This is a genomic window from Aeromonas sp. JL9, from assembly GCF_024436075.1.
GTDB lineage: Bacteria > Pseudomonadota > Gammaproteobacteria > Enterobacterales > Aeromonadaceae > Aeromonas > Aeromonas veronii.
Genome location: NZ_JANFNV010000012.1, coordinates 41,446 through 54,845, shown reverse-complemented (window position 1 = coordinate 54,845; position 13,400 = coordinate 41,446). Strand labels below are relative to the sequence as shown.

Here is a 13,400-nt window from a genome sequence, read left to right as displayed (position 1 = left end):
TTTGACGACACACACGCTGCGGAGCACATACCATGAAAGTCGCCGTATTCAGTACCAAGAGCTATGACAAAGAGCATTTCAACCAGGCCAACAGCCAGTACGGCTTCGACCTGGAGTTTTTCGATGTGCGGCTGGAGGCCAAAACGGCCCGACTGGCTCACGGCTTCCCGGTGGTGTGTCTGTTTGTCAATGACGATGCCGACCGCGAGGTATTGACCGACTTGGCAGCCAACGGCACCCAGGTGATTGCCCTGCGCTGCGCCGGTTACAACAACGTGGATCTGGCCGCCGCCAAAGAGCTGGGGCTGAAAGTGGTGCGGGTGCCCGCCTACTCCCCCGAGGCGACCGCAGAACACGCCGTCGGCATGATGATGTGCCTCAACCGCCGCATCCATAAGGCTTATCAGCGCACCCGCGACGCCAACTTCTCGCTGGAAGGGCTGGTCGGCTTCAACATGCATGGCAAGACCGTTGGCGTCATCGGTACCGGCAAGATCGGTCTGGCCGCCCTGCGCATCCTCAAGGGGTTCGGGGTTCGCCTGCTGGTGAACGATCCTTACCAGAATCCGGCAGCCATCGAGCTGGGTGCCGAGTACGTGGATCTCGATACCCTGTTCCGCCAATCCGACATCATCAGCCTGCACTGCCCGCTGTTCAAAGAGAACTACCACCTGTTGAACAAGGAGGCATTCGCCAAGATGAAGGACGGGGTGATGATCATCAACACCAGCCGTGGCGGCCTGCTCGACTCCAACGCCGCCATCGAGGCGCTCAAGACCTCCCGCATTGGCGCGCTGGGGCTGGACGTCTACGAAGAGGAAGAGGATCTCTTCTTCTCCGACAAGTCCAACGAAGTGATCACCGATGACGTGTTCCGCCGTCTGTCCGCCTGCCACAACGTGCTGTTCACCGGCCATCAGGCGTTCCTGACCCGCGAGGCACTGCACGCCATCGCCGATACCACCCTCGGTAATATCCGCGCCATCGAGAGCCAGGGCCGCTGCGACAACGAAGTGGAATAAGGGCTAATCCCTTCATCCTGTTCTTCATTGCGGTGCGCCGGGTTGTGAGACCCGGCGCCTTCGGGTAGGCTAGCCCCCCTTTTTTATTCAGGAGTCTGGCGCCCATGTTTATCGGATTTGATTACGGCACCTCCAACTGTGCCGTGGCCGTGATGGAACAAGGTAGCCCCAGGCTGCTGAATCTTGGTGCATCCCGCTATCTCCCCTCCACCCTGCATGCCCCCCACCGGGATGCTATCGCCGGTCTGTTGGCCGAAGGGCTGGCCCCCGCCCAGCAGGCGGAGTACCTCAAGCTGCGTGGCCCCGTGGTCACCCGTGCCCAGATGGTTCGCCGCCAGATGCGCGAAGAGGGACTGATCGACGAGCTGAGCTTTGGCGGTGCCGCGCTGGAGCGCTATCTGGAAGAGCCGGACGACGGCTACTACATCAAATCGCCGAAATCCTTCCTCGGTGCCTATGGCCTCAAGGCCCCCCAGATCGCCCTGTTTGAAGATATCGTCTGCGCCATGATGCTCCATGTCCGTCAGCAGGCGGAGCAGCAGCTCGGCGCCCCGATCCGTCAGGCGGTGATCGGTCGACCGGTCAACTTCCAGGGTCTGGCGGGGGAAGAGAGCAACCAGCAAGCTATTGCCATCCTGACCGAGGCGGCCCGTCTGGCCGGTTTCGAGCAGGTGGAGTTCCTCTATGAACCGGTGGCCGCCGGGTTTGAATTCGAGGCGCGCCTCACCGAAGACGCCGTGGTACTGGTGGTGGATATCGGCGGCGGTACCACCGACTGCTCCATGCTGCGGATGGGTCCCAGCTACCGCGATCAGCTGGATCGCAGCGGCGATCTGCTCGGCCACAGCGGCCAGCGGATCGGTGGCAACGACTTCGACATCCGCCTGACGGTGGAGGGGATGATGCCGCTGCTCGGCATGCACGAGACCCTCAAGACCGGCAAGCCGCTGCCCCACCCGCTGTTCTGGGATGCGGCTGCCATCAACGACGTCAGCGCCCAGAGCCGCTTCTACAGCCTCGACACCGCCCGCCAGCTGCAGGATCTGCAGCTCGACAGCCAACCCGGCAGCAAGCTGGGGCGTCTGGCCAACCTGCGGGCACACAAGCTGAGCCACCAGCTGGTGTGGCGTGCCGAGCAGGGCAAGATCGCCCTCTCGGAGCAGGAGCTCAATCGCCAGTCGCTGGCCGAGCTGGAAAAAGGGCTGGAAGCGGAGCTGACCCGCGAACAGCTGGCCAACGCCTCGGCCCTGCTGCTGGAGAAGATTGGCGAGCTGATGGACGAAGCGATTGCCGCCGCCGGTGTGCAGCCGGATCGCATCTTCGTCACCGGTGGTAGCGCCCGCTCGCCGCTGATCGCCAGCTTTATCCGCCAGAAGCTCCCGTCCATCCCGCTTGAGGGGGGCGATGACTTCGGCTCGGTGGCCGCCGGTCTCGCCCGTTATGCCGAGCGGCTGTTCGCCAACTGAGCCCTGAGATAGCGTAAATCGATGGCAACATCACCCGTGTGTTGCCATTAAGCGACAGTCGTGCGGGACAAGGGGCGACAGAAGCGGTCGGTCGTCCCCTCTCCCGCCCTGCTCCCGACTGCCCAAAAAGGGTATTCTTGACGCTCCCCCAACCGGAGCCCCCTCATGCCCAGATTGCCCTTTTTGCTGATCCCCCTGTTACTGCTCGCTGGCTGCAGCTCGACCGCCTTTGTTCAGCAAGATCTGCAACACCACCACTGGGTACTGAGCAAACTGGATGGCGAACCGATCAAGGCCCCCCGCGACAATCCCCCCGATTTCGAGATCGGCGAGCACTTCACCGTCAACGGTATCGCCGGTTGCAACCGCTACTTCGGTCAGGGCCATCTGGAAGATGACAAACTGTGGGTCACCAGTCTGGGCAGCACCGAAATGGCCTGCATGCCACCGCTCGACACCATCGAACAGGCCGTGCTGACCACCCTTACCGAGGGGGCAACCCTGAGCGGCACCAGTCAGAACCTGATCCTGCAGGGCAAACAGCACCGTTTGGAATACACCTTGCGCGACTGGGTGTTCTAGCGCTCACAAAGCCGCATCACAAACAGGAACATGTTGTCCGGCTGTGGCACAATATGAGGCAGAGTTCGCAACGGAGGCTGCCTCAGCCATGTCGATGGATCGCCTGTTTGACAAGATCAAACAACTCCCCACTATTCCCAAGCTGCTGCACGAGTTGATGCAGAGCTTCAACGACGAGAATGCCCGCATCGACGAGATTGCGGCCAAGATCGCCATGGATCAGGTGATCAGCGTCAAGGTGCTGCGGATGGCCAACTCGGCCGCCCTGCGCCGGGGCAACGAAGTGACTTCTATTGAACAGGCGGTGATCCGGCTCGGCTTCAACCGGCTGCGCTCCGTGGTGGTCGCCTCCGGCATCATCGGCACCTTCAAGGCCCCGCCCAGCTTCGACAAGAACAAGTTCTGGACCGAGACCTTCCAGGTCGCCACCATCGCCAAAACCCTGGCCCAGGAGGCCAAGGTGATGGATCCCGAGACCGCCTTCACCTGCGCCCTGATCCACAACATCGGCGAACTGCTTATCCAGAGCACCTTGCCGGAAGAGGCCGAGCTCATCAACATGGCGATCCAGAACGGCAGCAGCCGGGTCGAGGCACAGCGGGAGATGCTGGGTTACGACTACGCCCAGCTCGGTGCCGAGCTGGCGCGGCGCTGGAACCTCTCCGAGGCCTTCGTCGATGCCATCTCCCAACAGCTTGACCCGCTCTCCCACGATCCGGTCAGCAAGGAGGCGGTGCTGATCCGTCTGGCGGTCTTTATCTCCTTCGCCTGGAACGCGGGCGTGCCTGCCCAGGCCATCATCGCCCGCTTCCCCAAGCCGCTCGCCGACCAGTTGGGACTGGATCCCAAGTCGCTGGCAGGCCAGCTCGAAACATTGCATGAACAGGGTAATGCCCTCGCCGATCTTCTGACTCAATAAGCATCATGACCCATCCGTTTCTGTTTCATCCCCAGGTGGCGCCCTGGTTCAAAGAGAGCGCCAACGCACTGCAATTGACCCTTTTTAGCGAGCTGGATGCGCCGATCCGCGAGGTGTGGCTGCGCCACGAGCCGGATAACGAGGAGTACCTGATCCCGATGACGGCAGTCTCCACCCGCGATCGGCTGCAGGTGTGGCAGGCGACCCTGCCGCTCATCAAGGGACAGGATATCCACCTCTACAGCTTCAAGTGCCTCACCGACGAGGAGCAGTGGTGGCTGCACGGGGCGGGCGTCAGCGCGTCCATGCCGCCACGGGAACAGCATTTTCGCTTCAACAGCCTGCACCAGCCACCAGCCTGGGTGCAGGATCAGGTGTTCTATCAGATCTTCCCCGACCGCTTCTGCAACGGCGATCCGTCGCTAAGCGTCAAGCATCACGAGTACGAGTACCGTGGCAAGGCGGTCATCAGCAAGGCGTGGGGCGAGCCGGTCAGCCGTCACGAAGAGGGCCACGGCGCCTGCGAGTTTTACGGTGGCGATCTGGCGGGGATCGATGCCAAGCTGCACTACCTGCAATCCCTCGGGGTGACGGCGCTCTACCTCAACCCCATCTTCGATTCGCCGAGTAACCACAAGTACGACACCCAGGACTACTTCAAGGTGGATGCCCACCTCGGCAGCAACGAGCAGTTCGCCGAGCTGACCCGCAACCTGCACCAGCGCGGCATGAAGATCATCCTCGATGCGGTGGTCAACCACACCTCTACCGAGCACCCCTGGTTCTGCCCGCCACTGGGGGCCCAGAGCAACCCGGACTCCCCGTGGCGCAGCTTCTACACCTTTGACAACGAAGGGGATTACGTCAGCTGGAAGGGCATTCGCAGCCTGCCTAAGCTCGACTTCTCCTGCGAGAAGGTGCAGGACGCCGTCTATCGGGCTGACGATGCCATCCTGCGCTACTGGATGCGCGCCCCCTACCAGATCGATGGCTGGCGCTTTGACGTCATCCACATGCTGGGCGAACGCGGCACCGCCGAGGGCAATCGCAGTCACGTGCGCGCCATTCGCGGGGCAGTGAAGCAGGAGAACCCGGACGCCTATGTGCTCGGTGAACACTTCTTCGAGGCGAGCCAGTGGCTGCAAGGAGATCAGGAGGATGGTGCCATGAACTACTATGGCTTCGCCCACCCGATCCGTGCCTTCCTGGCTGGCAAGGATATCGCCTACCACCCCATCAAGATCAGCGCCGAAGAGCTGGATCGCTGGCTCAAACTGGCGCGGGCCCACATCCCGTTCAAGAACCAGCTGGCCCAGTTCAATCTGCTGGACAGCCACGATACCGCCCGTTTCCTCCATCTGCTGGGTGAAGACAAGCAGCGGATGCAGCTGGCCGCCACCCTGCTGCTCACCTATATCGGCGTGCCCTCCATCTACTACGGCGATGAAGTGGGGCTCTCCGGCGGCAACGACCCGGACTGCCGCCGCTGCTTCCCGTGGGATACCACAGACTGGGATCACGTGCTGCACGACCACTACCGTCGGCTGATCCAGATCCGCCGCCAGCGCCCCTCACTGCGCCGTGGCGATATCCAGACCCTCTACGCCGGCCCGCACAGCTATGTGTTCGCCCGCACCCTGCAAAGCGATCAGGTGGTGGTGGCCTGCAACCGTCACCCGAGCGAGCCGCGCACCATCAGCCTGCCCCTGTGGCAGACCGCCAGCCCCGCCAGCCGCTTCACCGATGCCTTCAACGGCGAGAAGTTCGAAGTGGTGCAGGGTGAATTGCAGCTCACCATCCCGGCCAACTCGGCCAGAGTGCTGATCTCCAGCTGAGCGGGCAACTGACACGCAGAAAAACAAAACCGGAGCCCAAGGCTCCGGTTTTTTATTCCGTTCAATCCACCATGACGTTTGGCCCCTTGCCTGCCGCCATCAGTAGTTGATGCTGACGTAGGGCACTTCCGGCACCTGCCAGCGCTGCTTGAGGTAGACGGTAAGCACGAAGAAGAAGTTGGCCAGCAGGTTGGCGAAGCGATAGAGAATGGGATCGAAGGCCACCCCGCTCTCTTCCAGCCGGACCAGCAGCCGCACCACCTTCTTGCCGCCGCAGCGGCACAGATGGAGGGTTGGAATGGGCTGTGGCCCCTGTGGCAGCACAAAACCGGTGACGCTGCCGCGACTCGCCTCGTTATAGTGGTCGTAACGGGCCTTGAGCCACTCAAGGTCTGCGTCGAAGATCCCCAGCTTGCCGCGTACCGAGCCGTTTAGGTTGTAGATAAGCCGCTGCAACGCCGCGAGATCCACCAGCATGGGCTCGGTATCGGCATCCGGTGCAAGGTGTGACAGCACGGCCCCGACCTGACAGCAGAGCTCGTCTGTGGCGATTTCAAAATCACATTTGAACGAGGTTTCGAAGATAAAGGGGTAGCAGAGCTCGCGCTTGTCTCTTGGCTTCTTGGGGTTCATGGGGCAACCGGATTGGAGAAAAGGCCAGTTTGCCAGCCCCGGAAAAGGCTGGCAAACGGCAGCTCATTACTTGCGTTACGCGCTGTGGCTCAGGCGTTCTTACTGGCGGGCTCGGTGGAGGGCTGGAACTGGTTGATCATCCGCAGCGCCTCCAGCATCCGCTGGTTGAAGCTGGTGAAGCGATCGACCTGCGCCGGTTCCTCTTCTCCTCTCGCGGCCAGCACGGCCGGGGTCAACGCCTGTTGTTGGGCTGGGGGCAGCAGGCTATCCGCCTGTTTCTGCACCTGATCCAGCTTCGGCAGGTAGTCGGCAAACGGCTTGATCAGATCCTGCAGGGAGTGCGCCCCCTGATAGGTCTGGCTCAGCTTGACGCTCTGCTTGAGCTTGAGGGAGTAGGAGGCCAGCTGGCTGTCATCCAGTTTCAGCTCGCCCGCCTTGTCCAGCAGATCCTCGAAGTTGCCGGAGAAGAAGTTCCCCGCCAGCTCGTCGATCCCCTTGACCAGCTTGCCGATGGACTCCATCTCGTCACTGTTGAGATCCCCCTCCAGCGAGAAGCTGAAGCTCTGGCTCGATTTGAGGCTGAACTGGCTGCCGCTCTCGCTGCTCTGGGACTTGGTCTGCCAGCTGTCGTTGAAGCGCAGCACCACCTTGTCGCCATCCTTGGTCTGGATCTCCAGATACCCCTGCTGGCGACTGGCCATCTCGGCCTGTCCCATGTCGGTCGGGGAGACCTTGCCGAAGAACTCCTTCTCGAACTCCTCGAGCCCTTTCTGGATCAGCTTGTAACTCTGATCGATACCGGTTTTGATATCGTCGTTGTCAGTCGCCCACTTGCCGAGCTGTTTCTTCGCCTCGTCAAAGCCCTTGTCGACCCCCTTGCGGGCCTGCTCCATCATCCCGGTCAGGTCGTCGTCGGATTTGCCATCGGCCCGCGCGGCACCGAGCCGCCCGGTCACGAACTGCAGCACGTTGTCCGCCACCGACTGGAAGTCGAACAGGGTCTCCGGCGTGATCTCTTCGGGTTCTTTCACCTTCGGCGCCTGATAGCCCTGGCCGTTGATCTCCAGCGAGAACTGCAACGCCTGCTGGATCAGCACCTGCGCCCACTTGGGCGGCTTGTGCAAGGAGACCTCCTCCTCGCTCTTGACCTGTTTCGACTCCGCCTGTTGCGGCGATTTGGGAGAAACACCCACTCCCTTGGGTTGGGCTGCGCCCACGCCTTCGATCTGCATAATGTGTCCTCCCACCATGCCTGTAGATCAGCTATCGGCCTGACTGAACACTTCTTGACCACAAAATACTGGACAATCTGCGGCTGGCTTTTAAAATCGGGCCCCTTTGGGTGGCCTGTTGCCTTCCCCCGATTTCGACCCGGCCCGGCCGGTGTGCATGTGAGGTATTTATGACCCAGTCCCAACAGCCTTCCGCGAACGCTCCGGCGCCTAGAACCGCGGCCGACTATCAGGCCCAACTCGACGAAAAGCGCGCTCGCCTCACCGAGCTGTTTGCCGGCTTCACCCTCCCGGCGCTGGAAGTGCACAGCTCGCCGGCGGAGTACTACCGGATGCGCGCCGAATTTCGCATCTGGCACGAAGGGGATGACCTCTTCCACTGCATGTATGCCCCGGCGACCAAAGAGATCATCAAGATAGACCACTTCCCCACAGCCAGCCGCCTCATCAACCAGTTGATGCCGCTGCTGCTGGAGGGGCTGCGCCCACACCCGGTGCTGCGCCGCAAACTGTTCCAGATCGACTACCTCTCCACCCAGTCCGGCCAGATTATTGTCAGCCTGCTCTATCACCGCAAGCTGGAGGCCGAATGGCAACAGGCCGCCGAAGCGCTGCAGGCCGATCTGCGCGCCAAGGGGTTCGAGCTGCAGCTGATTGGCCGCGCCCACAAGCAGAAGATCTGTCTGGGGGATGACTTCGTCATCGAACAGCTCAACGTGGCGGGTCGCCAGCTCACCTACAAACAGGTGGAGAACAGCTTCACCCAGCCCAACGCCGCCATCAACGAGCAGATGCTGGCCTGGGCGCTGGATGTGACCAAGGGGAGCGAAGGGGACCTGCTGGAACTCTATTGCGGCAACGGCAACTTCTCCATCGCGCTGGCGCAGAACTTCCGCAAGGTGCTGGCCACCGAAATCGCCAAGCCGAGCGTCGACTCCGCCCAGTTCAACATCGCCGCCAACGGCGTCGACAACCTGATCATCCTGCGCATGTCGGCCGAGGAGTTCACCATGGCGATGCGTGGCGAGCGGGAGTTCAACCGCCTCAAGGGGGTCGATCTCAAGAGCTACCAGTGCAACACCATCTTCGTCGACCCGCCCCGCGCCGGTCTCGACGATGCCACCGTCAAGCTGGTGCAGGAGTACGACAACATCCTCTACATCTCCTGCAACCCCGAGACCCTGCAGGCCAACATGGCCGTGCTGGGCGAAACCCACGAGATCGCCCGTTTCGCCCTGTTCGACCAGTTCCCCTGGACCCATCACATGGAAGCCGGGGTCTATCTGCGCCGCAAGGCCGGTTGATTCAGGCAGACAGGAAAACAAAACAGGGCCGGATGGCCCTGTTTTGTTATTGACTCAACATCGGCCTCACTCCAGTCGGAAGTGACCCACGATCTCCCGCAGCCGGTCGTAGGTCTGCTGCATCGCCGCAGAGCTCGCGACCGTCGCTTCGCCATTGTGGGTCAGCTGGCGGATCACTTCGGCGATGGCGCTCATGTTGCGATTGATCTCTTCGGCCACCGCGCTCTGCTGCTCCGCCGCCGTGGCGATATGGCTGATGAGATCGTTGATCTCCACCACTTCTCCCGCCATCAGATCCAGCGACTCGTTGACCCTGGTGGTGTTCTCGGCCGCCCCCTGACAGCTCTGCTTGGTGTTGCCCATGGCCTCCACCACAGTTCGGGTGCCCCGCTGCAGGCTGGCCAGCATGGTCTGGATCTCGGCTGTGCTCTGCTGGGTACGGGCCGCGAGGGAACGCACCTCGTCTGCCACCACCGCAAAGCCACGACCCTGTTCACCAGCGCGGGCCGCCTCGATGGCGGCATTGAGGGCCAGCAGGTTGGTCTGTTCGGCAATGCTGCCGATCACCCCGAGCACTGAGCCAATCTGCTGCACATCCTGCTGCATCGCTTCGATGGAGCGGGCAGTGGCTTCCACTTCGTCCACCAGCGCCATCACGCTGGCCATGGCCTGATCCACCACCTGACGGGACTGGCTCGCCAGCTGCTGGCTCTGACCGGTGAGCTGGGCGGTGCTGGCCGCACTCTCGGAGACGGAGACCGCGGTGCGGCTCATCTCGTTGATGGCTGTCACCACCTGCTCGGTCTCGCGTACATGATCCGCCAGCAGAGACTGGGCGGCGCCGGTCTGGCTGGCCAGCCCTTCTATACCACTGTTGAGCTGTCCGCTCGCCTGCCGCACCTCCCCCATCATCTCCTGCAACCGTTCGATAAAGCGGTTGATCCCGGCCGAGATCTGGCCAAGGTCATCCTTGCTGGTTACCGCCAATCGGCGGGTGAGATCGCCGCTGCCGCGGGAGAGCTCCAGCACCAGATCCCGCAGCGAGAGGATGGGGCGATAGGCCACATTGAGCGCCAGCATCGCCAGCACCATCACCACGATCGCCACGCCGCACAGCGCCATGATGATCTGGCCGTTGAGAGCCCGGGTCATGGCCCGGATGTAGTCAAGGTCGATGTAGCCGGTCAGCGTCCAGCTGCTGCCACGAATATCCAGCTGGTTGGGACGCGCTTCGCTCTCCCCCTGCGGCTTGCTGTCATAGAGGTTGTTGCCCTGACTGTCGGCCAGCGTGAAGTAGCGGCCATCGCCACTCATCTTCTCCAGCAGGCTTTTGAACTCGCTCATGTCGAGGTAGTAGAGATAGGCAGAATCGGCACCGCGTGGCACCAGAATGGTGATGACCGGCTTGCCATCCACCTGTTGCAGCGGGCTGACGGTGATCTGGTTGTTGGCGGCGGGGATCAGCTTGCGCAGGGCATCGACTTTGGCGCTGTCGTTGATGACCCCGCTCACGTCGAAGGCCATGTCGCCGATCACTTTGACGATGTTGTGAAAGCCGGTCTCTTGCAGGGTCTTCTTGACGTTGGTCACCCCGAAGTTGAGGTTGGCGGCCAACAGGATTTTCTGATTGATGTCGCTGGCCAGCTTCTCTTTGACCAGGGTGATCTGCTCGGTGATGTTGTGGGTGGCCTGAGTGCGAATGTAACCACTGATGAAGTGGTTGACGCTGAGCCCGGCAGTGCCAATGGTGACCAGAATGGCCAGGAGCAGCAAGAGGTAAATCTTGACCTTGAATGGCATGGGTTCCCTCCAGAAGAGAGGGCTGACAACGCCAACCCTCTCTGCCAATCGTTATTTCTTCTTGGCGTACTTCATGGAGTCCAGGGCCACCGCCAGAATGATGATGCCGCCCTTGATGATGAACTGCCAGTAAGGGCTGACGCCGATATAGGTCAAGCCATAGTTGATCAGGGTGAAGATAAGTACGCCGGTAATCACACCCGCGACCGTTCCCACCCCGCCGGCAAACGACACCCCGCCCACCACGCACGCCGCGATGGCATCCAGCTCGTACATGAAGCCAAGGTTGTTGGTGGCGCTACCGATCCGGCCCGCTTCCAGCATGCCGCCGAAGGCGTAGAAGACCCCAGCCAGCGCATAGATCATCACCAGATTGACCGCCACGTTGACGCCGGAGACCTTGGCAGCCTCAGGGTTACCGCCGATGGCGAAGATGTTTTTGCCAAAGCGGGTCTTGTTCCACAGCACCCAGACAAAGACGCTGGCAATGGCCGCATAGAAGGTGAGATAGGAGAGCTTGAATCCTCCTATCCGGATAAAGCCCTGCGCGAAGCTGGAGAAGCGAGGGTCAAACCCGGCCACCGGCGAGGCCCCTACCGAGTCAAAGTAGAGGGAGTTGATACCGTAGACGATGATCATGGTGCCCAGGGTGGTAATGAACGGGGTGACGTTCAGGTAGGCCACAATGAGACCGTTGACCAGACCAATCAGGGCACCCACCACACACACCAGCAGGATCACCGCAGGAATGGGCACCTCCCCCAGCGTCGGGAACACCTTGTTGACGTTGGTCAGCGCCTGCAACATGGTTGCCGCGATGAGTGCCGCCAGACCGACCTGACGACCGGCCGAGAGATCCGTCCCCTGGGTGATGATGATGCCCGCCACCCCCAGCGCTATGATGACCCGCACCGAGGACTGGGTCAGGATGTTGCTGAAGTTGGTGAGGCTCAGGAAGGAGGGCTCCTGGATCACGATGACCATGAGCAGCACCAGCAGCACCAGATAGATGGCGTTTTCCTTGAGCGCCTGCATCAGATTGAAATTTTTAGCCGACTCCATAAATGTCTTCCTGTCTCTAGAGGTACAGAGATGCCAGGCGCAATATCTCGCTCTGGTCAGTTTCTTTGGTATTGACGATCCCGGCGACCCGGCCATTGCTCATCACCATGATGCGGTCGGTGATCCCCAGCAATTCCGGCATCTCTGACGAGATGATGATGATCCCTTTGTCCTTCTTCGCCAGCTCCAGGATGAGCTGGTAGATCTCGAACTTGGCACCGACGTCGATGCCGCGGGTGGGCTCGTCGAGCATCAGGATCTCCGGCTGGGTCAGCAGCCAGCGACCGATGATCACCTTCTGCTGGTTGCCCCCGGAGAGGGAACCGATCTGGGTCTGCTGGGTCGGCGTCTTGACCCGCATGGAGTCGATCACCCACTGGGTATCGCTCTTCATCTTGTTGTCGCTGAGCAGCCCCATGGAGCCCTTGTAGCTGTCCATGTTGGCGATCAGGGAGTTGAAGGCAATATCGAGCCGGGAGTAGATACCGGTGGAGCGGCGCTCTTCCGTCACCAGCGCAAAGCCGTTGCGGATCGCTTCGTGGGCGTTGTGGTTGGCTACCTCTTTGCCGTGCAGCTTGATGCTGCCCTGGCTGCGATCGCGAATGCCGAACAGAGTCTCGACGATGTCGGTGCGCTTGGCCCCCACCAGTCCGGCAATGCCGAGGATCTCCCCCTTGTGCAGGTTGAAGGTCACATCCTGAATGGAGGGCTGGTTCTTCGCCGTCAGGTGTTCGATCTCGAGGATCACCTCTTTCGGCTGGTTGGTCTTCTCCGGGAAGCGCTGGGTCAGTTCACGGCCGACCATCATGCCGATGATCTGATCCATGGTCATGCCCTTGAGCGGCTGGGTTGCCACCCACTGGCCATCCCGCAATATGGTGATCTCGTCACAGAGCTGGAAGATCTCCTCCATCTTGTGGGAGATGTAGACGATGCCGCACCCCTTATCCTTCAACTTGTTGATGATCTTGAAGAGGTGGTTCACCTCTTTCTCGGTCAGGGAGGAGGTGGGTTCGTCCATGATGACGATCTTGGCATCGTAGGAGAACGCCTTGGCGATCTCGATCATCTGCATCTGGGAGACCGACAGGGTCGCGACCTTCACTTTGGGGTCGATGTCGATATCCAGCTCATCGAAGATGCGCTTGGTGTCGTCATACATCTTGCCGTGGTCGATAAACCACCCCTTGGTGGGGTAGCGGCCGAGCCACATGTTGTCCATCACGGTACGCTGCAGCACCAGGTTGAGCTCCTGATGCACCATGGAGACGCCATTTTCCAGCGCCTCTTTGGAGGAGGTGAAGTTGATCTCCTGCCCCTTGAAGAAGATCTTGCCCTGATCCTTCTCGTAAATGCCGAACAGGCACTTGAGCAGTGTGGATTTTCCCGCTCCGTTCTCGCCCATCAACGCATGCACAGAATGAGGACGGACCCGTAAATTGACATTATCGAGTGCCTTGACGCCGGGAAAGCTCTTACTGACGTCAATCATCTCCAACAGCCATTCTGATTGTTGCTGTGTTGTCATATCAGCCATCACATCTG

The 13,400-nt window shown here is 60.9% G+C and carries 11 protein-coding genes; 6 read left to right on the top strand and 5 right to left on the bottom strand.

Annotated elements, in window-relative coordinates:
- Positions 1–32 precede the first annotated feature (32 nt).
- The 5 genes from NOM06_RS10990 to malZ all read left to right on the top strand — a co-directional run bounded on the left by NOM06_RS10990 (position 33) and on the right by malZ (position 5,824).
- Positions 33–1,022, top strand: a complete 990-nt coding sequence (locus tag NOM06_RS10990; RefSeq protein WP_255911636.1) for a 2-hydroxyacid dehydrogenase — start codon at positions 33–35, stop codon at positions 1,020–1,022.
- A 104-nt stretch (positions 1,023–1,126) separates the two neighbouring features.
- Positions 1,127–2,488, top strand: coding sequence for a molecular chaperone (yegD, locus tag NOM06_RS10985; RefSeq protein WP_075116201.1), 1,362 nt, complete (start codon positions 1,127–1,129; stop codon positions 2,486–2,488).
- A 165-nt stretch (positions 2,489–2,653) separates the two neighbouring features.
- The gene (locus tag NOM06_RS10980) at positions 2,654–3,070 is read left to right on the top strand and encodes an META domain-containing protein (protein ID WP_005340725.1); all 417 of its coding nucleotides are present in this window, start codon (positions 2,654–2,656) and stop codon (positions 3,068–3,070) included.
- An 88-nt stretch (positions 3,071–3,158) separates the two neighbouring features.
- Entirely contained in the window at positions 3,159–3,989 is an 831-nt protein-coding gene (locus tag NOM06_RS10975) for an HDOD domain-containing protein (protein WP_005355498.1), read from the top strand.
- Between the two features lie 5 nt (positions 3,990–3,994).
- Positions 3,995–5,824, top strand: coding sequence for a maltodextrin glucosidase (gene malZ, locus NOM06_RS10970; RefSeq protein ID WP_255911634.1), 1,830 nt, complete (start codon positions 3,995–3,997; stop codon positions 5,822–5,824).
- Between the two features lie 99 nt (positions 5,825–5,923).
- Here the strand turns inward: malZ and NOM06_RS10965 are convergent, their stop codons facing one another.
- Both NOM06_RS10965 and NOM06_RS10960 read right to left on the bottom strand, forming a co-directional pair.
- The gene (locus tag NOM06_RS10965; protein WP_255911632.1) at positions 5,924–6,457 is read right to left on the bottom strand and encodes an ATP--cob(I)alamin adenosyltransferase; all 534 of its coding nucleotides are present in this window, start codon (positions 6,455–6,457) and stop codon (positions 5,924–5,926) included.
- 89 nt (positions 6,458–6,546) lie between these two features.
- A complete protein-coding gene (locus tag NOM06_RS10960; protein WP_255911630.1) occupies positions 6,547–7,689 on the bottom strand; it encodes a DUF5610 domain-containing protein in 1,143 nt (380 codons plus the stop codon).
- A gap of 170 nt (positions 7,690–7,859) precedes the next feature.
- On the opposite strand from NOM06_RS10960, the gene trmA reads away from it, so the two are divergent.
- Positions 7,860–8,993, top strand: a complete 1,134-nt coding sequence (gene trmA, locus NOM06_RS10955) for a tRNA (uridine(54)-C5)-methyltransferase TrmA (protein WP_139735457.1) — start codon at positions 7,860–7,862, stop codon at positions 8,991–8,993.
- Positions 8,994–9,059: 66 nt separating this feature from the next.
- Here the strand turns inward: trmA and NOM06_RS10950 are convergent, their stop codons facing one another.
- The 3 genes from NOM06_RS10950 to mglA are packed head-to-tail and all read right to left on the bottom strand — an operon-like array spanning position 9,060 to position 13,392.
- Positions 9,060–10,793, bottom strand: coding sequence for a methyl-accepting chemotaxis protein (locus NOM06_RS10950; RefSeq protein WP_255911628.1), 1,734 nt, complete (start codon positions 10,791–10,793; stop codon positions 9,060–9,062).
- A 51-nt stretch (positions 10,794–10,844) separates the two neighbouring features.
- Positions 10,845–11,855, bottom strand: coding sequence for a galactose/methyl galactoside ABC transporter permease MglC (gene mglC / locus NOM06_RS10945; protein WP_005342585.1), 1,011 nt, complete (start codon positions 11,853–11,855; stop codon positions 10,845–10,847).
- Positions 11,856–11,871: 16 nt separating this feature from the next.
- The gene (gene mglA / locus NOM06_RS10940; RefSeq protein WP_033136359.1) at positions 11,872–13,392 is read right to left on the bottom strand and encodes a galactose/methyl galactoside ABC transporter ATP-binding protein MglA; all 1,521 of its coding nucleotides are present in this window, start codon (positions 13,390–13,392) and stop codon (positions 11,872–11,874) included.
- Positions 13,393–13,400: the final 8 nt, after the last annotated feature.